Raw genomic sequence first — 19,960 nt, forward strand, 5'->3', positions numbered from 1 at the left:
GGTGGACAGCCGCCTCAGGGCCGACGTACCGTCAAGCAACGGCAACCTTGCCTTATGGACAGAAAGGCTCTGCTATGGATTGGATTATCTGGCTTGTTGTCATTGCAGTTATTGTCGCGATCGTCTGGTGGCTGCTTGGCCGCAACAGCTCGCGCGGCAAGTCCGGCGCCACCGTCAATGCGCCCGCCAGCAATGCGCCCGCCACCGCAACGCCGGCTGCAGCCTCCGCCACCGCAGCGCCGGCTGCAGCCTCCAACGAGGGCGACGCAGCCGCCGGGTCGAAAGCAGCGGAGCCCGCTCCGGCTTCCCCCAAGCCGGCGCTGCCGGACCTGCCCGCAGCTGCCGCCGAAACAGTCCCGGCCGAGCAGGGCGCGGATTGGGAAACCCAATGGTCAGAGACACCGCCGGCCGAGCCGCACAGCATGGTGCACCCGGACGCAGCCGGAGGTGCCAGGTCCGAGCACCTGGCCGCGCAGGCTTCGGCTGTCGCCGAGAGCCTGCCCGTGCACCACCCTGAATACACCCAACCCCACGCGCCTACCCTCCCCGGCGCCGAGTCGGCCGCGGCGGAAGCAACTGAATCGGCGGAACCGGCGGAGGCAACTGAGGCAAGCGTCGAGGCAGCTGAGGCAACTGAGGCAAGCGTCGAGGCAGCCGAGGCACACACCGTGCCGGCGCCAGCGGCAGTGCCGCCTGCGCAGTCAACGGCCGGTTCCCCTGCTGCCGAGGCCAGCACCCTAACTGCCGCGGCCGACACCGGCATTTCTGCGGCCGACACCCGCCAGTCGGCAGCATCTTCGGCCGCCTCGGAAACCGCTGCCGGCCATGGCGCCGAACCAGCCGGCCATCTCGCTGTCGATCAGCCCTATGGCGAGGGATCGGCAGCGCCGGCTCCGGACGGCAGCGGCCCGGAGGGCTTCACGGTTAAGGGCAACGCCTCGTCGATGGTCTATCACGACGAGACCAGCCCGTCCTTCGAGGAGACCGTCGCCGAGGTCTGGTTCCTGTCCCCGGCGCACGCCGAAGCGGCCGGTTTCCGAGCTCCGCGACGGACTCGGCACTAGCGAGCTCCGGGCACGTGAGAAGCAGGGAACCGGCCCAGGGGCACAGATGACGGCGATCGGCGTGTGGCGGGACGCACTCCTGTACGCTCACCCCGCTCCGCCGGCCGCCCGCCCACGGCATGGATGGCATCGGGCGGCCTTGGCTGCGGGCGTCGCGGTCCTGCTGAGCGGCTGCACGCCCGGCCACAGTGGTCCTACCGCTCCCGCGGGCACGGTTCCCCTGTCCAGCTCCAGCCTGCCGGCCGGCAGCGGCCCGGCAGGGCCCCTGCCCACAACGGACCAGCCGACGGTTGCCGGACAGCTCAACGCCGAGCTCCGGCTGCCGTGGTCCACGGTCTTCCTGCCGGACGGAACCGCCGTCATTTCCGAACGGGACACTGCCCTGCTGCGGACCATCGCGCCCGGGGCCGGAAACGGGCCGGCCGGCACGCTGGGTAAAGTGCCCGACGTCGTACCCGGCGGCGAAGGCGGGCTGCTGGGCCTGGCTGTGTCACCGGACTTCGCGAGGGACCGGTACCTCTACGCCTACTTCACCGCCGAAAGTGACAACCGGATCGCCAGGCTGCGAATTGAGGGCAACACCGGAGCCCTGCGGCTGGGTGTCCCGGAAGTCATTTTCACCGGAATTCCCAAGGCCAGCACACACAACGGTGGCCGGATCCGGTTCGGACCGGACGGCCAGCTGTACGTCGGCACCGGCGATTCGCAGCGCCGCGGCCAGCCGCAGGACCCGAAGGCCCTCGGAGGCAAGATTCTGCGCATCACGCCCGACGGACGACCGGCCCCGGGTAATCCCTTCGACGGCAACCCGGTGTACAGCCTCGGCCACCGCAACGTCCAGGGACTCGACTGGGACAGCTCCGGCCGGCTATGGGCGAGCGAATTCGGCCCGGATGTCGACGACGAACTTAACCTGATTGTGCCCGGCGGCAACTACGGCTGGCCGGAGGTCACCGGCTCCCCGCACCGTGCCGGCTTCCTGGACGCGAAGGTGGTGTGGCCCTCGACGGCGGATTCGTCTCCCAGCGGGCTCGAAATCGTCGGCGAGACGGCTTATCTGGGCGCGTTGCGGGGGCAACGGGTGTGGGCGGTGCCGCTGAACGGTGAGTTCGCCGGCGACCCTGTGAGCTATTTCACGGGGATGTACGGGAGGATCAGGGACGTCGCCCTGGCTCCGGACGGCCGCCTCTGGGTGCTCAGCAACAATAAAAACCCCGACTTTGTGCTGGTTTTGGCGCTGCCAGTTTAGCCCCGGGACGCACCACACCAGCCGATTTCACACCCTGCCCAAAGTCGTGTAGAGTTTCATGTCGTTGCGGAGAACAACGCGGGAACAAAAACCCCGCAATGAACACCAACAACAGCTGCACCTCTAGCTCAACTGGCAGAGCAATTGACTCTTAATCAATGGGTTCCGGGTTCGAGTCCCGGGGGGTGCACCACCGAGAAAACCCCGTTCTAACTGGCCAAAAGCCGTTAGGGCGGGGTTTTCTTTTGCCCGACTTGGCCCCCGGGGATCAGCTCAGGGGCAAAACCCGGCAATACTGGGAACCTGGCCCTAACCGTTGTCCCAACGACGCCGTTTCCGGCCCGCACAGACCGCCGCGATGTTCGTCCGACCCGCCCGGGCCGGGACGATCACGGGGCGTCCGTCCCTGGTCCCGACCGAAAGCAGTCCCGTGCAGAACTTCCGCCCGCTCGCAGTGACCCTGGCCGGCATCGCCTTTGCCGTCTCCGGCTGTTCAACCGCGGCTCCCCCACCCGGAACTGCGGTATCCACTACCGGCGAGGCAGCCACACCGGGGTCCCCCGCCGCCGCGGCAGCAGCCACCGGCTGGGAGCTGGAGAGAAAGGGCAGCGCCGATCGGATCAACGCATCGGGCTTGGAAGTGCTGAACGCCGAAGGTGCGGCCGAGCATTTCCACGCCCACCTGGATATTTATGTGGACGGCAAGCCCGTTACGATCCCCGCGGACATCGGTTTCAGCTTCAGCGCTGACGGCAAACCGGACGGCATCTCGTCCCTGCACACCCATGACGAGTCCGGCATCATCCACATTGAGGCACCGGTCGCCGGCGAAACCTACCGGCTCAGCCAGCTGCTTGCCGAATGGGGCGTCTTGGACGGCACCGACCAGACCCCGGGGTCCGCCCATTCGGCTATCGCCGACTGGTCAGTCACCGTAAACGGCACCAAGCAGGAAGCCCCCGTCCAAGCCGTCGTCCTGAAAGCCCACGACGAAATCGTCCTCCACCACGGTGTGGCGCCGTCACCTATGCCGGCGGCGTTCACCTTCCCGGACGGGGTCTAAAGCAGGCTGCCCGGCGGACCGCTACCAGCCAGCCGCCCGCATTTGTGGATTTGACCGCTCTTGGCGGCGTTCCGGGATCGTGTGGTGTCGCCTTAGCCGCGTTCGGCGATCGCCTTCACGGCCCGCACGAGGCTATCCCACATGCCTTGGGAATGGGCTGCTGCTTCAGGACTGTCGTTGTTGTCCTGGGTGAGCGTGAGCCGGGTTGAGCCAGCGGCTCCCTCCAGCGTCCACGTGAGTGTGTGGTAGTTCGCCGGAACGTCGGCTTGGCCGGTCAGCGGGCTGAAATGCGTTGTGACCAAACTGCGGCCGGGCTTCAGTTCGAGAATCTCGCCCCTGTCTTCGTAGTCTTTGCCCTGCCAGGTTCCGCGCCAGCGGATCGGTCCGCCCACCGTCCAGCCGGTCACAACATCCGTGCCGAACATAAATTCTTTGATCGCCGCGGGATCTGTGATCACGGACCAGACCCGCTCCGGCGTGGCACCGATCGTGATCGTCGACGTGGCGACGTAGCTCTCGTCGATAACACGCAGTCTATGCGCGTGCCGCAGCGGCCCAGCGGACCGAGCAGGCTCCCTTAACTGAAGGCACCGGAACTTTCCCGCCGGATTGCGGGCATTTGAAAGTGGATTGGCAGCGTCAACTGGACCGGCGACGCGCCCACGGGCTCGTCAAGCAGCTCGTTGATCGAGGTCTGCCCGTCCAGCTCCGCCATCGGGTGTGCATCCATCCCTTGAGCCTACGGCGGCGGGCACCAGCGCCGCCGAGGGACACGGCGCCGTGGAGGCAGGGTCCCGCAAAAACACGGTCCCGTAAAACACGGGCTCGTAAAACACGGGCCCTGGTTAGCGGGCGGGTTCGCTCTTTGTGACCGGCGCGCCGGAGGGTTGGCGGGCGGACGTAGCCCCAAGGGGCACGTGCGGATCGCAGTCCTCGCAAAACACCGCTGCGGCAAAGTCACCGCAGCATTGGCAGCGATGTTCCAAGGACCTGGCTTCGAGGACGTAGCTTCTCATGGGCCCATGCTCCCCTAAAGCTGCCCGTTGGAAACCAGTAGTGTGTACTCGTTTCCAGTCTGGACTACCCGGTCGGCGGCATGGCGGTGCGGCCGCGGAGAGTGCCGCCGGGGCCCCGGTTCGCTAGTTGGCTTCGACCGGCAGGCTCGGGTCCGCTGCGGTGACGATTGCCTTCGCGTCGGTCGAGGAAATCTTGGTCGCCAGTTCGGTGACGACGGCCCGGAGCTCCTGGCGCAACACGTCGGGGTCGATGGAGGCGGAAGCGAGCACTGAACGTTCCATGTCCGCGGCCTCGAAAACGGCCTGGCGCCCTCGGTCCGTCAACGACACGACGTGGCTGCGGCGGTCTGAGGCACTGCGCTCCCGCGAGATGTGCCCGTGAGCTTCCAGCCGGCTAAGTGTCTTTCCCATGGTCTGCGCCTGGACACGCACCAATTGGGCAAGTTGGGCCTGCGTCATGGGTCCGTTGACAGCGAGCACTTCCATGGCGATGACCCCGGCGTGGGTCAAGCCAATGGCCCCCAGTTTCTCGTTCCAGGAGTGTTCGACAAGGCGTGCTGCCGTGGACAATAGGCGGCCCGTGGGCCAGCGATCCATATCAGGCATACCCATGAGTATAGCGATCGCAGGATTCGGTGCCCGCACCAACGCTCACTAGGCTGGAATTTCGCCACCCGGCGACCACCCTGAGAAGGAGCACAACATGCCTGAACGACTCGTCCCCGGTGACCCGGCACCAAACTTCACTTTGACGAATTCGGCAGGGGTGGACGTCTCGCTTGCAGACTTCCGCGGCCGCAGCACCGTCGTCTACTTCTACCCGGCCGCCGCCACCCCCGGATGCACAAAGCAGGCGTGCGATTTCCGGGATTCCCTGGCTTCCCTGCAGCAGGCCGGCTATGAGGTGGTGGGTATTTCCCCGGACCCCGTGGCCAAGCTCGCCACGTTCGCAGCCGCGGAAGGACTGAGCTTCCCTTTGCTGTCTGACCCGGGCCACAGCGTTGCCGAGGCCTACGCGGCCTGGGGCGAGAAAAAGAACTACGGGAAGACGTACCAAGGACTCATCCGGTCCACGGTCGTCATCGATCCCGACGGAAAGGTCATTCTCGCCCAGTACAACGTCCGGGCCACCGGGCATGTGGCAAAGCTCCGCCGGGACCTCAACGTCAACGACTAGTCAGGCTTAATAGGGCAGAAAGTGTGTCCGGCGGAAGACCGGTCGCCGCACGGCACGGCGCGAAATGTACAATGGAGCCTGGCATCCGCCACCGACTTGCCTCTGGCATGACGGGCGACGGAGCCGAGCGCGAGTGGTGAAATTGGCAGACACGCAGGATTTAGGTTCCTGTGCCTTCGGGCGTGGGGGTTCAAATCCCCCCTTGCGCACACACTGCAAAAGAGCCCCGGTCCGCGGACCGGGGCTCTTTTTCTGTCACCCATCCCGGGCCCGCCGGTACCGCGGACGCCCGCCGGCCCGGCCCGAATCCGCTCAAACAGCGCCCTTCCGGCGAGCCAAAAAGAATTGTGATTCCGTACCCATCCACCTCCACCGACCCCGCGAATACCCATTGAGACACCAACCAAGGGGCGGTGCCCAAGACCTCGGAGAAGGACCAGCACGGCAAAGTCCGCCGCTGGCAAGGATCGGTACAACACAGGAGAATCCGAAATGCAGACCATCAAGCGCACAACACTTTCCGTGGCAGGCATCGCGGCTGCAGCCCTGCTCAGCCTCACTGCCTGCGGCGGCACCACCACCGCCGCACCCAGCTCCTCGGCCCCGGAGTCCAGCCCGTCGAAATCGAGCATGGCACCGTCGCCATCCGCCAGCTCGGCAGCAGCCATGGATCCGGCAGCCGACCTCGTCGGAAGCGGCTGTGCCGCCTACGCCGCCCAGGTTCCCGACGGCGCCGGCTCCGTGTCCGGAATGGCCCTGGACCCGGTAGCGGTCGCAGCGTCGAACAACCCGATCCTGACCACCCTGACCGCTGCGGTATCCGGCAAGCTCAACCCGAAGGTCGATCTGGTCGATACCCTCAATGGCGGCGAATTCACCGTCTTCGCACCGACTGATGATGCCTTCAAGAAGATCGATGCCGCCACGATCGAAACCCTGAAGACGGACGATGCCTTGCTCAGCAAGATCCTGACCTACCACGTCGTCCAGGGCAAGATCAGCCCGGACAAGATCGTCGGCACGCACAAGACGGTCCAGGGCGGTTCCGTCACGGTCACCGGCGCCAAGGACGCCCTTAAGGTTGACGAGGCCAACGTCGTCTGCGGCGGCGTTATGACCGCCAACGCCACGGTCTACATGATCGACTCGGTCCTGATGCCCAAGTAGGCACCACTGAACGCTCCTGCTGCGGCTCCAGCCTGACTCCCTGGACCAACTAGGAGAAATAGAGGCCCGCACCGAACGGTGCGGGCCTCTTTTTGTGGACCCAGTGCAGCCGGCCGACCCCGCCTGCACGTTTCAGAGGGATCGTCCGGGCCGGTCAACTAGAATGGGCCTGTTCCGCAGCCGGCGGTCCATCCAGTCTCCAGAGGTGATCTCCGAGTGCCCAGAAGTACAGCGCCCCGCCGTGCCCCGCGACCCAGCAATGCCAGCGGAACGCGGGCCGGTGACGCACGGACCAAAGCAGTGCGACGCCTTGCAGCAGGCTTCGGCGCCGTGCTCCTGATGCTGCCCGTGGCCGCCTGCACGGCGGTTCCCGGACCGGGACCGGGCACCGCTTCGGCGAGTTCGGCCGAGCCCGGCCCCAGTGCCGTATTCACTTTCGGCACCGGGTCGCAGCCGCTTGGCCTTGACCCTGCCGTTGTTTCCGACATTGAGTCGTACAGGATTACGCGCCAGGTCCTGGAGGGGCTCGTGGGAGTGGACCAGACCACGGGAGCGCCAACGCCGCTGCTCGCCACCGAATGGAAGACAAGCGATGACGGCCGCGCCTACACGTTTAAGCTTCGCGAGCAGGTGTCCTTCCAGGACGGGACCGCGTTCGACGCCGCAGCCGTGTGCAAGAACTTCGACCGCTGGTTCAACTTTTCCGCCCCGCTGCGCGCACTGGCCCCGGGAACGACGTTCAAGGGCGTCTTTAAAGCCCACGCCGACCAGGCGTCACTCTCGATCTACAAGGGCTGCACCGCGCTGGCCCCGGACAACGTGCGGATCGATCTGACCCAAGCGTTCACCGGGTTCCTGCAGGCCCTCACGCTGCCCGCCTTCGCCATGTCCTCGCCGCAGGCGCTGACGGCCCAACAGGCCGATGAGCTGAACCGGAGCCAGGAGGGCCAGCCGGTTTCCGCCTACGGGCTCCATCCGGTGGGTACCGGCCCCTACGTTTTTAGGTCCTGGGACGAAAACAGCATCACCCTGGCCAGCAATAAGGACTACTGGGGGGACAAGGGCCAGATCGCCACCATCAACTTCGTCACTTACGACCACGCCCAGGCCCGGATGCAGGCCCTGTTCGATGGCAAGATCGACGCCTATGACGCCGTCACCGTCGGCAACTTCGATCAGCTCGTGAAACGCGGCGAACAGATCATCCAGCGGGATCCTTTCTCCGTTATGTACCTGGGCATGAACCAGGAAGTGCCGATCCTGCAGAACCTGAAGGTCCGCCAGGCCATCGAAATGGCGCTGGACAAGGACACCCTGATCCGCCGGTTCTTCATTGACAACACCGCGCAGGCGACGCAGTTTGTCCCGCCGAAGCTCAGCGGCTTCAACAACAATGCTCCGGCGCTGGGCCACAATCCGGAAAAAGCCAAGGAGCTGCTCAAGGAGGCCGGCTACCAGGGCGAGGAACTGAAGTTCTACTATCCGCTAAACGTCACCCGGCCCTACCTGCCGACGCCGGAGAAGGTCTACGCCGAAATCAGCAAGCAGCTGACCGCCGTCGGGTTGAACATCAAGCCGGTGCCGGTCGAGTGGTCGGAGGGATACCTGCAAAAGGTCACCTCCCCCGGCGACCATGCCCTCCACCTGCTGGGCTGGAACGGCTCCTACTCCGATCCGGACAACTTCGTGGGGCCGCTCTTTGGCGAAAACACCGGCGAGTTCGGCTACCAGGACCCGCAGGTCTTTTCCAAGATCGCCCGGGCGCGCGGCCTGCCCGACGGCAAGGAACGGACCGAGCAATACCAGACCATCAACGCGCAGATCGCCGCCTCGGTCCCAGCAGTACCGATTGCCTTCCCGATCTCTGCGCTGGCCCTTTCCGACCGTGTGCTGAAGTACCCGGCGTCTCCGGTCCTCAATGAAGTTTTCACAAAGGTGGAGCTAAAGCCTTGACGGGTGGGGCCAATTTCAGTATGAGCCGGGTGCGGGGATATTCTGTGACAGCCAGACCCGCTGCTATCGGAGACTGATTGTGACTTTCATTTCCAAGACCCAACATGCCGACGTCGTCCTGATTGGCGGCGGCATCATGAGCGCCACGCTCGGTGCTTTCCTGAAGCAGCTCGAGCCGAACTGGACCATATCCCTGTTCGAGAAGCTGGACGAGCCGGGCCTGGAAAGCTCCGACCCGTGGAACAACGCCGGCACCGGACACGCCGCACTGTGTGAGCTCAACTACTCACCGGCAGCCAAAGACGGCTCGGTGAACCCGGCAAAGGCCCTGCTTATCAACGAGCAGTTCCAGCTGTCCCGCCAGTTCTGGTCCCACCTCGTCACAGAGGGCTTGATCGGCTCCCCCAAAGGGTTCATCAACACCGTTCCGCACATGAGCTTTGTGATCGGTGAGGAGAACACGAAGTTTCTGCGCACCCGCTATGAAGCCCTCAAACCGAACCCGCTGTTCCGCTCCATGGAGTACTCCGAGGACCACGCCCAGATCGCCAAATGGGCGCCGCTGATCGTCAAGGGCCGCGACCCGCAGCAGCGGATCGCCGCGACCCGCGCCGCGGAAGGGACCGACGTCGACTTCGGTGCCCTGACCCGGGAGCTGACGGGCTACCTCGGGAACAACGGCGTCGAGGTCAACTACGGCCACAACGTCACCGGCATCCAGCGCGCCTCCGGCGGCGGCTGGGACCTCGCGCTTAAGCACCCCAAGTCCGGCGAACACGGTTCCATCCACGCCAAGTTCGTCTTCGTGGGCGCCGGCGGCGGGGCCCTGCATCTGCTGCAGGCCTCCGGCATCCCGGAGAGCAAGGGGTACGGCGGCTTCCCGGTTTCCGGACAGTTCTTCCGCTGCACCGACGAGACGCTGGCAGCCCAGCACAGCGCCAAGGTCTACGGCCAGGCATCCGTCGGTGCTCCGCCCATGTCCGTTCCACACCTGGATACCCGCTACGTTGCCGGCAAGCGCTCCCTGCTCTTCGGGCCCTACGCCGGATTCTCCACGAACTTCCTGAAGAACGGCTCGTACCTGGATTTGCCGCTGTCGATCCGGCCTTCGAACATCATTCCGATGCTGGCCGTGGCCAAGGACAACATGGACCTCACCGCGTACCTGGTCAAGGAAGTCGCCAAGCGCCACGGCGCCAAGGTCGAGGCCCTGCGTGAGTACTACCCTGCCGCGCAGGACGGTGACTGGGAACTCATTACCGCCGGCCAGCGTGTACAGATCATCAAGAAGGACCCGAAGAAGGGCGGTGTGCTGCAGTTCGGCACCGAAGTCATCGCGGGCCGCGACGGTTCCATCGGGGCCCTGCTCGGCGCCTCCCCGGGCGCGTCGACGGCGGTCCCGATCATGATCGAACTGCTGCAGAAGTCCTTCCCGAAGCAGTTCAAGGGCTGGCAGCCCAGGTTCAAGGAGATGATGCCCGGCTATGGCGTCAAGCTCAACGAGAACCCGGACCTCGCCGCCCAGCTCGAGGGAGCTACGGCCAAGACACTGCAGCTGGATCAGGTCGACGCGCGCAACTGACACCCGCTCCGGGTTGCGGCAGCTTTGATCACCGTGAAGTACGTCCGTCGACCCACCAGGAGACCATAAGATGTTTCGGCTCGCAAAGCTGTCGCTGGCCAACCGGGCCCTGATCGCGCTGATCACCGTGTTCGCGTCCGTCTTCGGCGTGATCACGATGTCCTCGCTCAAGCAGGAACTCATCCCGTCCATCGAGTTCCCGCAGATCACGGTCATCACCTCGATGCCGGGCGCCTCGCCCGAAGTCGTGGACAAACAGGTCAGCAGCCCGCTGGAGACGGCGCTGAACGGCGTCGAAGGCCTGGAATCGACGTCGTCCACCTCGCGCAACGGCTTCTCCCAGATCAGCATGGTTTTCACCTATGGTTCGAACCTGGACCGGGCCCGGAACCAGATCGACCGTGCGATCTCCAACGCCAAGCGGGCGCTGCCTGCCGACGTTCAGCCGCAGGCAATCGCCGGCAGCATCAGCGATTTCCCGATTGTGTTCCTGGCGGTCTCCTCCGACAAGCCGCTCAGCGAGCTGAACTCCGATCTGGCCCGGCTCACCGTCCCGCGGCTGCAGAAGCTCGACGGCGTCCGCGGCGCCGAGGTGACCGGCGGCGCCACAGAGCACATTAAGATCCTCCCCCGCCCGGACGCCATGGCGGCCTCCGGGGCAAGCATCCAATCCATCAGTGCGGCGCTGAAGAACAACGGGGCCCTCGTCCCCGCCGGGAGTATCGAGGAACAAGGGAAAACCTTGGCCCTGCAGATCGGCAGCCCGGTCGACTCGATTGAGGCAATCAAGGCACTGCCCCTGGGCGGCACCAAGAACGCCGCGACCATCGGCAGCGTCGCGGACGTCAGCATCGCTGAGGACGCCCGCACCTCGATCACGCGGACCAACGGCAAGGAGACTCTTGCGCTGTCGGTCACCAAAACACCAGAAGGCGACACCGTCGCAATCTCGCATGCGGTGAAGGACGCTATCCCCCAGCTCGAGGCCGAGCTCGGCTCCGGCGCCCGGTTCACCCCGATCTTCGACCAGGCGCCGTTCATCGAAAAGTCGATCAAGGACCTGACCACGGAGGGCCTGCTGGGCTTGGGCTTCGCCGTTGCGGTGATCCTGCTGTTCCTGATGTCCGTCCGGGCCACTTTGGTCACGGCCGTATCCATCCCGCTGTCCCTGCTGATCACCTTCATCGGACTGTCGGCTACCGGGTACTCGCTGAACATCCTGACCCTTGGTGCGCTCACCATCGCGATCGGCCGTGTTGTGGACGACTCCATTGTGGTGATCGAGAACATCAAACGACACCTCAGCTACGGCGAAGCGAAGATCACGGCAATCCAGACCTCCATCCGTGAAGTGGCCGGCGCCATTACGGCGTCAACGCTCACCACAGTGGCCGTCTTTTTGCCGATTGCCTTTGTGGCCGGCCTGGCCGGCGAGCTGTTCCGGCCCTTCGCGCTGACGGTGACCATCGCACTGCTGTCCTCCCTGCTGGTCTCGTTGACGATCGTTCCGGTGCTGGCCTACTGGTTCCTGCGTAATCCCGCGAACAGCCCGGGCGGCGCCCGGGACGCCAGCGCCCGTGAGATCGCGGCGAAAGCCCAACAAGCGGAACAGCGGTCCGTACTGCAGCGCGGCTACCTCCCGGTCCTGGGCAAAACTCAAAAGCACCCGGTGGTGACCGTGATCGCGGCGCTGCTGGTCCTCGGCGGCACCGCTGCCATGACCCCGCTGCTGGCAACCGACCTGCTGGGAAACTCGGGCGAAAACAGCATGACCGTCCGGCAGGCGCTGCCTGCCGGCACCAGCCTGTCCGAGGCCAACGCCGCGGCCGTCAAGGTCGAGGAAGTGCTGCGCGGAATCGACGGGGTCAAGGATGTCCAGGTGACCACCGGCAACGCCCAAACGGGTTTCTCCGCGCTGCTCTCCGCCGGCGCCTCGAACTCCAGCTTCACCGTGGTGACCGAGGACAAGGCCAACCAGGGCAAGCTCCAGGAAACCGTCCGTAACGATCTGGCCGGGATTCCGAATTCCGGCAAGATCACCGTGGGCTCACAGCAAGGCGGTTTTGGTACGTCCTCCACCGTCGACATCACGCTGAAGGCGGCGACGACCGCCGACCTTCGGACCGCGAGCCAGGCCATGGTCACGGCGATGGAAGGCGTTCCGGGCTCCTCCGAGGTGGCCACCAACCTGGCCGCCAGCCAGCCGGTCGTCCAGGTGAAGGTGGACCGTGCCAAAACCGTCGCCGCAGGGTTGACCGAAGAACAGGTAGCCGGGGTCCTGGCCTCCACGATCAGCCCTATTCCGGCCGGAACCGTCCGCATCGATACCAACGACTTCCCAGTCCGCATCGGTGAAGGCACTCGCTTCACCAGCATCGAGGCCGTCCGGCAAACCCTGCTCCCGACGGCGGCAGGTCCCGTACCGCTGGCCAGCATCGCCAACGTGGAGCAGGTGGACGTCCCCGTCTCCATTACCGCCAGCAACGGCCAGCGGACCGCGCGCGTGTCCGTCACGCCGTCGGGCGCCAACCTCGGAGCTGTCAGCACGGAGGTGCAGGTGCGGCTCAAGACCGTGCAGCTGCCGCCCGGCGTCACAGCGGAGATCGGCGGAGCCACGACCCAGCAGGCGGAGTCCTTCGGTCAGCTTGGCCTCGCCCTGCTGGCGGCCATCGCCATTGTCTACGTCATTATGGTCGCCGCGTTCAAGTCGCTGATCCAGCCGCTGATCCTGCTCGTCTCCGTCCCCTTCGCAGCCACCGGAGCCATCGGCCTGCTGCTCATCACCGGCGTGCCGCTGGGCCTGCCGGCGCTGATCGGTATGTTGATGCTGGTCGGAATCGTCGTGACGAACGCGATTGTGCTGATCGACCTCATCAACCAGTACCGCGAGCCAAAAAACGGTGAGCCGGGGATGAGCGTGGCGGAAGCCATCACACACGGCGCCCGCCAGCGCCTGCGTCCGATCCTGATGACCGCCCTCGCCACCGTGTTCGCGTTGACGCCGATGGCTTTGGGCCTGACCGGCGGCGGCGGCTTTATCTCGCAGCCGCTCGCCATTGTGGTGATCGGCGGCCTGGTCTCCTCCACCGCCCTGACCCTGGTCCTGGTACCGGTGCTGTACCGCCTCGTGGAGGGCCGGCGTGAGCGCAAGGCCCTGGCCCGGACTACCCCCGGCTCGGACGCCGGCACGGACGCCGGCACGGACGCCGGCCCGGCACATGGCCGCCGGGCCGCTCCCGGGGCCGGCCCCGACGAGTCCCCGGCTGACACAGCCGGCGGCCCGCGGCTCCCCTCCACCGCCCATTAGCTGGTCCTCGGCCGCCTGCTGCTAGCTGCGTGCCGGGTCCGAGAACGCCAGCCTCGGCACCAGGACCAGGGCCGCGGCCGCGGCCAGTCCCGTTACGCCGCAGACCGTCCACACCGTGAGATAGCCGGCCAGGGGTGCCGCCGTTGCTGCCGCGGCGGCCCCGGTCTCGCCCAGGACGTGGCTGAGCAGGGCGATGCCAAAGACCGCCGAGGCGAAGGCACCGCCAATTGTTTTGGTGGTGTTGGTCAAACCGGTCGCCATGGCGGTGCGATTGAGCGGAGCGGCGGCGGCCGCGGCCGAAGGCAGCGCCGCCACAAGCGCTCCGGACCCGACGCCGGCAATGGCCATGTTGACCAGGGTCTCGGCCAGGCTGGCATGAAACGGCAGGAACAGCAGATATCCCCCGCCGACCAGGGCAGCCGCCCAGACAAGCGTCCAGCGCGGAGTCAGGCGGCGGGTCACCAGCGGATAGAGCAGCGCACCGACCAGCAGGGCGAGGACATAGACGCCGATGATGATGGAGACCTGGCCCGCCCGCAGCCCCAGCCCGTAGCCGTGGACGGCCGGGTCGGTCCGGGCGAAGGTGGACAACGGCGCTTGCGCACCCAGCACCGAGACGCCGAACAGGCCCGCGGTCAGCTGGACCGGCCACATGGACTTGGCACGCAGCATCCGAATGTCCACCAGCGGGTCCTCCCGGCCCAGCTCGAAGCGCGTGAACGGGATAAAAACGAAAATCCCGGCCGCGACGAGCGCCCACGGCCACCACGCGCCGGGGCCGTTCAGGCGCATAAAGGTCAGCCCGGACATGATCAGCAGGAGCCCGACGGCCAGAAAGGCGAAGCCGTGCGTGTCTACGCTGCCACCGCTGCGTGCAGCCGACTCGGGTACACCGAAGCGGATAGCGAACCAGCATGCGGACACCGCCACAGCTGGCAACATCAGCACAAGTTGCAGCTGGCCGGCGAAGGCCTCCACCAGCGCACCAGCGGCGAGGGCGCCGGCGATCACACCGAATTCCAGCGCGCCGACCAGGAGCCCGGCCGCGCGCCGGGTGCGGGCGGCGCCGTCGGGCAGCCGGTGCACCCGGCTGAAGATCAACGCGATCTCCAGCGGCAGCCACACTACGTAGAAGCCCTGCAGGGACCAGGCCGCCAGGAAGGTCCAGAAGTCCGGGGCGAACGCCACACCCCAGGACGCCGCGGCCGTCAGCACTGTGGCGACGAGCAGGACTTTCCGGTGCCCGGCCAGGTCACCAAGTTTGGCCAGCACCGGGACCGCCAGCGCGCTGACGATCAGCTGCGCGGCCTCGAACCAGTTGACGTCTCCGTCGCGGATGTTCAGGTGCCGGGCGATGTCGGTGAGGATGGGGGTGTAGTAGCCCTGCAGGATTCCGCTGGTGAGCTCCACCAGGCACAGAAACGCAATGACACGGCGCATGGCTGCCTTCCGTCCGGGCTGAACCCCTGTTGCCCAGCTGGTTGCTTGCATCCTAGGCCCGTGGTGTGGCCGCGGGCGGCAAACCCGGCGGGCGCCGGCGGGGAATATTCGGACACGGCGGGTGTTGTACCCTGCGATAGATGCAAATGCATGTAAATCGGCTATAGTGGAACCAGCTCCCGGAAGACCCCGGCCAAGGAAAGGCACATCATGCAGATCGGCGTATTCAGCGTTAGCGATATCACCACCGACCCCACCACGGGGCGCACCCCCACGGAGCACGAACGCATCAAAGCGTCCGTAGCGATCGCCCGCAAGGTCGAGGAAATCGGCATGGATGTCTTCGCCCTGGGCGAGCACCACAACCGGCCCTTCTTCTCCTCCTCCCCCACCACGACCCTGGCCTACATCGCCGCCCAGACGGAGCGCATTATCCTCTCGACGGCCACCACGCTGATCACCACCAACGATCCGGTGAAGATTGCCGAGGACTTCGCGATGCTCCAGCACCTCGCCGACGGCCGGGTGGACCTGGTCCTGGGCCGGGGCAACACCGCCCCCGTTTATCCCTGGTTCGGCAAGAACATCCAGGACGGCGTCGAACTCGCCATCGAGAACTACAGCCTGCTGCGCCGGCTGTGGGACGAGGACACCGTCAACTGGTCCGGCAAGCACCGCACTCCGCTGCAGAACTTCACTTCCACCCCCCGGCCGCTCGACGGCGTCGCCCCCTTCGTCTGGCATGGATCGATCCGCACACCGCAGATCGCCGAGGTGGCTGCGTACTACGGCGACGGCTTCTTTGCTAACAACATTTTCTGGCCCAAAGAGCACTACCAGCAGCTGATCGGCCTCTACCGCGAACGCTACGAGCACTACGGCCACGGCGCGGCGGACCAGGCGATCGTGGGACTGGGCGGCCAGTTCTTTATGCGCAAGAACTCGCAGGACGCCGTCAAGGAGTTCCGGCCCTACTTCGACAACGCCCCGGTCTACGGACACGGGCCTTCGCTGGAGGACTTCACCTCGCAAACGCCCCTCACGGTCGGCAGCCCGCAGGAAGTCATCGAGAAGACCCTGACCTTCCGTGAGTACTTCGGCGACTACCAGCGCCAGCTCTTCCTGATCGATCACGCGGGCCTGCCGCTGAAGACTGTTCTGGAGCAGCTGGACCTGTTCGGCGAAGAGGTCCTGCCGGTCCTGCGCAAGGAATACGCCGCGAAGACCCCGGCCCACGTGCCCGAACCGCCCACCCATGCCGGTCGCGTCGCGGCCTCCGTGGCCGCAGCCGGAGAAGCCGCCGGCGAGACTGCCGGCGAGACTGCCAGCCCCGCCGGCAGCCGGACCGTATAGTGTCCGCAACAACAGGCATGTCGCCGGTGCGCCTGGCCGCGGAGACCTGGGAATCCCTGTTCCGCGCCCAGGTGGCGGTGATGCGCCGGCTGCAGGCCGGACCCGCTTTCAAGGCCCTGGCCCTGAACGAGTACGACGTGCTGTTTACGCTCTCCCGCTGTCCGTCCGGATGGCTCCGCCAGAACGAGCTCAACGACCACGTGCTGCTAAGCCAGTCCAGCCTCAGCAGGCTCGTGGAGCGCCTCGAAAAGCGCGGCCTCGTCGAGCGGATGCCGGCCCCTGACGACGGCCGCGGTGTCCTGGTCAAGCTCAGCACCGCCGGCTGGGAGCTGCAGAAGCAGATCGGCCGGGAACACGTCCGTGACATCGCCGCGCTGGTGGTCCCGGCACTGACCGCGGCCGAGCAACACGAGCTGCTGCGTCTGACCGAAAAGCTGCGGGGCTCGGTAACCGCCCGATGAGTGTGGCGGCCGGGTTGCGGTCCCTAGTGAAGGGTGACGAGCTTCGCCGGGTCCTCGGCCGGGAGGTCGCCGTCGACGACGGCGGTGACGCTGAGCTGCGTCAGGGACAGGCTGCCTCCGACTGTGGAGAGGAATGCCGTATCCGAGGAATCCCGGCCGGCCGTGATCCGCAGCATGCTCTCCCGGGGAGCCAGCCCCGTGGGGTCGATGACGCGCCAGGCGCCGTCTAGATGGGCCTCGGCCACCGCATGGAAGTCCATCGGGCTCAGGCCCGGGGCATACACAGCGGCGAGCCGGGCCGGGACATCCTTGGCGCGCAGCAGCGCGACCGCCAGATGGGCAAAATCCCGGCAGACCCCGCGGCGGTGCAACAGCGTCTCGACGGCGCCGTCGGTCCCCCGTGAGGATCCGCTGATGTAGCGCAGCTCGCTGAAGACCCAATTGCGCACCGCATGGACCAGTTCGGCCCCCTGCTGGCCGCCGAATTCGGCGTAGGCGGTCGGCAGTAGCCGATCGGACTCCGCGTAACGGCTGGGCCTGACGTAGCGGATGAGTTCCATCAGCCGGGGTTCTTCCGGCAGCGCAAAGCCGGTCACCGTAGCCGAATACTCCACCAGCACCTCGGCGGGCTGCGCAAATTCCATGTAGTGGAAGCGCCCGCCGTGGTGGTCCGGGACTTCGGTGAGCGGAACTTCAGCGCCGGCGGAGGTCACGGACAGCGACTCCTCAAAGCCCTCGAAGCCGGCATTGCGTGCCACGGCGACCGCTAGGGCGACCTTGGTGCCGGCCACTGTGTTGAAGGCCATGCGGGTGGCTACAGAGCGTTTCATCGATCTCCGGGGTGTGAGGTTACGGCGCGGGAAGTGGCCGCTCCCGGCCCGGGTGGCGTGCGGGCTGCGGGACTAATTTTTGATCTTCAGAGACATTAGCATCCGCTGGACGTTCGCGTATTCGGAGCCTTCGTTGACGTAGTTGGCGGCCTGGCCGAGCGTGTCGAACGCCTTGGCCGGAGCCACCTTCTGGTCCGGGGTGAACGCCTTCAGCTCCGTCAGGTCACCGAACGAGTAGTCCCCCTTCCCTGCCGGGCCGCGGACCACGTTCTGCAGCACACAGGACTTTCCGTCGAGGCCACCAACCAGGTTGGTGATGCCGTAGGAGCCAAAATACTTGTAGCCCTGGATCACCCGGAACACCACTCGAGGGTCGATGGTGCCGTCCCCGCCGCGGTGCGGAAGCTCCACCGGGACGCTGTTGACAACAACATACGGCCTCGAGGCGTCGGCGGCACAGGACGCGGCAGGCAGTGGCTGGAGTCCGGTCTGCAGGGTGGCGAGGTAGCCGCCGGCTGCGTCTTTCACCTCGATTTTGAGGGCTCCCGGCATTGCGCCCTGCTCCGGTGCCACAGATTGGGCGATCCAGTCCTGCGGCAGCTCGAAGCTGACGGTCTTCGCCGGGTCGGTGAAGACCTTCCAAGCCGGCGCCGTTGCGCCGGGTTCCGCCGCACCGGAGCCGGTGGGCCCGGGCGAGGTGGCCGGCGGGGGGCTGCCCGCAGGGGGCCCGGACGGCGAAGCCGCCGCGGCGGTGCCGGCGTCGCCGCCTGCCGTCCACGCCGGGGTGCCCTTGCCTTCGCTGCTGCACCCGGAGAGCGCAGCGGCGGAGAGCGCCAAGGCAGCGGCGATCCGGAGGCCGCGGGCCGGCGCCCGCCGGAAGGTGTCCGTCCCAGTCATGGTGCCAGCCTAACCGGACATGGCGCCGCTCAGAGTTCCCGGATCAGGGTTTCGTAGAAGCCAACCCCGCGCTCCAGCGTCTCCAGCGTGATCTTCTCGTCGACGGCGTGGATGGATCCCCGGGCCGCGGCATCCATGGAAAACGGCGCAAAGCGGTACACGGCGTCGCAGATCCCGGTGAAGCGGCGGGAATCCGTGCCGCCCATCAGGATGTACGGGGTAACAAGCGCCTCCGGGAATGCCCGCGCAATGCACCCGGCCAGCAGCTCCCACTGCTCCCCGGTATGGGCCGAGACCGGGGACGGGTCGTTGCCTGCCACAATACGCAGCTCAACTTTCGGGTCCCGGATGATCTTCCGCAGCCGCGCCATGGTCCCCGCCACGGTTTCCCCCACGGCCACCCTGATGTTGGCGTTTGCCCGGGCCGTTGGGGCCAGGACATTGGCCGCGGGACTGCCCTGCAGGGTGGTGATGGCGACGGTGGTTCGGGTCATCGCATTGGTTTCATTTCCCATCCGCCCAAAAATCAGGGTCAGCGGCGCCCGGAACAAGGACAGCCTGGCGAACACGGCCCGCAGGGGTGCCGGGGCATAGGGTCCGAAGCGCCGGAGCATCTCCGCGGTAACATCCGGCAGCGACTGCGGGAACGGGCTTCTTTCGATCCGGGTGATGGCCCGGGCCAGCCTCGCCGTCGCACCCATCCGGGGCGGGGTGGAGGCGTGCCCGCCGGAATCCCGGGTCACCAGCTCAACGTCGAGGATCCCCTTTTCGGCCACTCCGACGACGGCGGCCGGCCGGGTCACGCCGGGGAACACCCCGGCGGCGACAGCGCCGCCCTCATCGAGCACCAGCCAAGGTCTAACGCCCCGGCCGGCCAGCAGCTTGGCTGCGGCCGCGGCACTGTCCCCGGCGGTCTCCTCATTATTGCCGAAGGAGAAGTAGAGGTCATGGACAGGTCCGAAGCCTGCTTCGAGCAGGGATTCCGCAGCTTCCATCACAGCGACCAGCTGACCCTTGTCATCGAGGGTTCCGCGGCCCCACAAGTAGGTCCCGTCGTTGTGCCCGGAAAACGGCGGCCGGGTCCAGGCCTCCGGGTCGCCGGCCGGGACGACGTCGTAGTGGGCCATCAGGACGGCCGGACGCTCAGCGGCCTCCGCGCCCGTGCCGGGCCAGCGGTACAGCAGCGCGTGGCCGTTAACACGTTCGTGCTCCAGCGCGGTGTGGACGCCGGGATACAACCGGGCCAGTGCGGCGATAAAGCCGTCGAACTCGGCAGTGTCCACTTGCTGGCCCGGCACGGCGGAGACAGTGCGAAACCGGACGAGTTCGGCCAAGGCTGCGGCGGCACGGCTGACGGGAGGAGCGGAGGTCGTCTGCATTCGCGAAAGTCTACGGCCCCGG

At 66.4% G+C, this 19,960-nt stretch carries 17 protein-coding genes and 2 tRNA genes; 12 read left to right on the top strand and 7 right to left on the bottom strand.

The features are described 5' to 3' along the window. Positions 1-74: 74 nt before the first annotated feature. The 4 genes from QK287_RS13270 (at position 75) to QK287_RS13285 (ending at position 3,376) form a co-directional block, all read left to right on the top strand. A complete protein-coding gene (locus QK287_RS13270; protein ID WP_282360383.1) occupies positions 75-1,064 on the top strand; it encodes a hypothetical protein in 990 nt (329 codons plus the stop codon). Between the two features lie 46 nt (positions 1,065-1,110). Continuing rightward, positions 1,111-2,313 (top strand): PQQ-dependent sugar dehydrogenase, encoded by a 1,203-nt coding sequence (locus QK287_RS13275; protein ID WP_282360384.1) that lies wholly within the window; start codon positions 1,111-1,113, stop codon positions 2,311-2,313. 117 nt (positions 2,314-2,430) lie between these two features. Then, a tRNA-Lys gene (locus tag QK287_RS13280) sits at positions 2,431-2,506 on the top strand. Between the two features lie 165 nt (positions 2,507-2,671). Beyond that, positions 2,672-3,376 (top strand): hypothetical protein, encoded by a 705-nt coding sequence (locus QK287_RS13285; RefSeq protein ID WP_282360385.1) that lies wholly within the window; start codon positions 2,672-2,674, stop codon positions 3,374-3,376. A 92-nt stretch (positions 3,377-3,468) separates the two neighbouring features. On the opposite strand, the gene QK287_RS13290 is transcribed toward QK287_RS13285, so the two are convergent. The 3 genes from QK287_RS13290 to QK287_RS13300 all read right to left on the bottom strand — a co-directional run bounded on the left by QK287_RS13290 (position 3,469) and on the right by QK287_RS13300 (position 4,989). Then, positions 3,469-3,927 (bottom strand): SRPBCC domain-containing protein, encoded by a 459-nt coding sequence (locus QK287_RS13290; protein ID WP_348774848.1) that lies wholly within the window; start codon positions 3,925-3,927, stop codon positions 3,469-3,471. Between the two features lie 26 nt (positions 3,928-3,953). Then, a complete protein-coding gene (locus QK287_RS13295; RefSeq protein WP_226776226.1) occupies positions 3,954-4,106 on the bottom strand; it encodes a hypothetical protein in 153 nt (50 codons plus the stop codon). Between the two features lie 409 nt (positions 4,107-4,515). Beyond that, on the bottom strand, positions 4,516-4,989 hold the full coding sequence (locus QK287_RS13300) for a MarR family transcriptional regulator (RefSeq protein ID WP_226776244.1): 474 nt from the start codon (positions 4,987-4,989) through the stop codon (positions 4,516-4,518). 106 nt (positions 4,990-5,095) lie between these two features. Here QK287_RS13300 and bcp point away from each other — a divergent pair, with 106 nt between their 5' ends. The 6 genes from bcp to QK287_RS13330 all read left to right on the top strand — a co-directional run bounded on the left by bcp (position 5,096) and on the right by QK287_RS13330 (position 13,578). Beyond that, the gene (gene bcp, locus QK287_RS13305; RefSeq protein WP_226776227.1) at positions 5,096-5,569 is read left to right on the top strand and encodes a thioredoxin-dependent thiol peroxidase; all 474 of its coding nucleotides are present in this window, start codon (positions 5,096-5,098) and stop codon (positions 5,567-5,569) included. Between the two features lie 127 nt (positions 5,570-5,696). Beyond that, positions 5,697-5,778 (top strand) — tRNA-Leu (locus QK287_RS13310). A 283-nt stretch (positions 5,779-6,061) separates the two neighbouring features. Then, the gene (locus QK287_RS13315) at positions 6,062-6,736 is read left to right on the top strand and encodes a fasciclin domain-containing protein (protein ID WP_226776228.1); all 675 of its coding nucleotides are present in this window, start codon (positions 6,062-6,064) and stop codon (positions 6,734-6,736) included. A gap of 339 nt (positions 6,737-7,075) precedes the next feature. Beyond that, positions 7,076-8,689: an ABC transporter substrate-binding protein gene (locus tag QK287_RS13320; protein ID WP_226776245.1), complete on the top strand. Its 1,614-nt coding sequence runs from the start codon at positions 7,076-7,078 to the stop codon at positions 8,687-8,689. A 79-nt stretch (positions 8,690-8,768) separates the two neighbouring features. Further along, entirely contained in the window at positions 8,769-10,271 is a 1,503-nt protein-coding gene (locus QK287_RS13325; protein WP_226776229.1) for a malate:quinone oxidoreductase, read from the top strand. Between the two features lie 70 nt (positions 10,272-10,341). Beyond that, positions 10,342-13,578, top strand: a complete 3,237-nt coding sequence (locus QK287_RS13330) for an efflux RND transporter permease subunit (RefSeq protein ID WP_226776230.1) — start codon at positions 10,342-10,344, stop codon at positions 13,576-13,578. A 21-nt stretch (positions 13,579-13,599) separates the two neighbouring features. On the opposite strand, the gene QK287_RS13335 is transcribed toward QK287_RS13330, so the two are convergent. Next, a complete protein-coding gene (locus QK287_RS13335; protein ID WP_226776231.1) occupies positions 13,600-15,018 on the bottom strand; it encodes an MFS transporter in 1,419 nt (472 codons plus the stop codon). Positions 15,019-15,228: 210 nt separating this feature from the next. Between QK287_RS13335 and QK287_RS13340 the strand changes: the two genes are divergently transcribed. Together QK287_RS13340 and QK287_RS13345 are read left to right on the top strand one after the other, a co-directional pair. Then, positions 15,229-16,371: an LLM class flavin-dependent oxidoreductase gene (locus QK287_RS13340; protein WP_282360388.1), complete on the top strand. Its 1,143-nt coding sequence runs from the start codon at positions 15,229-15,231 to the stop codon at positions 16,369-16,371. A gap of 17 nt (positions 16,372-16,388) precedes the next feature. Then, positions 16,389-16,832: a MarR family winged helix-turn-helix transcriptional regulator gene (locus tag QK287_RS13345; RefSeq protein WP_226776246.1), complete on the top strand. Its 444-nt coding sequence runs from the start codon at positions 16,389-16,391 to the stop codon at positions 16,830-16,832. Between the two features lie 23 nt (positions 16,833-16,855). On the opposite strand, the gene QK287_RS13350 is transcribed toward QK287_RS13345, so the two are convergent. The 3 genes from QK287_RS13350 to QK287_RS13360 all read right to left on the bottom strand — a co-directional run bounded on the left by QK287_RS13350 (position 16,856) and on the right by QK287_RS13360 (position 19,938). After that, positions 16,856-17,662, bottom strand: a complete 807-nt coding sequence (locus QK287_RS13350; protein WP_282360389.1) for a transglutaminase family protein — start codon at positions 17,660-17,662, stop codon at positions 16,856-16,858. Between the two features lie 72 nt (positions 17,663-17,734). Next, complete coding sequence (locus QK287_RS13355) at positions 17,735-18,559, bottom strand: hypothetical protein (protein WP_282360391.1); 825 nt, start codon at positions 18,557-18,559, stop codon at positions 17,735-17,737. 29 nt (positions 18,560-18,588) lie between these two features. Beyond that, complete coding sequence (locus QK287_RS13360) at positions 18,589-19,938, bottom strand: M20/M25/M40 family metallo-hydrolase (RefSeq protein WP_226776235.1); 1,350 nt, start codon at positions 19,936-19,938, stop codon at positions 18,589-18,591. Positions 19,939-19,960: the final 22 nt, after the last annotated feature.

It is taken from the genome of Arthrobacter sp. AL05 (assembly GCF_029960715.1).
GTDB lineage: Bacteria > Actinomycetota > Actinomycetes > Actinomycetales > Micrococcaceae > Arthrobacter.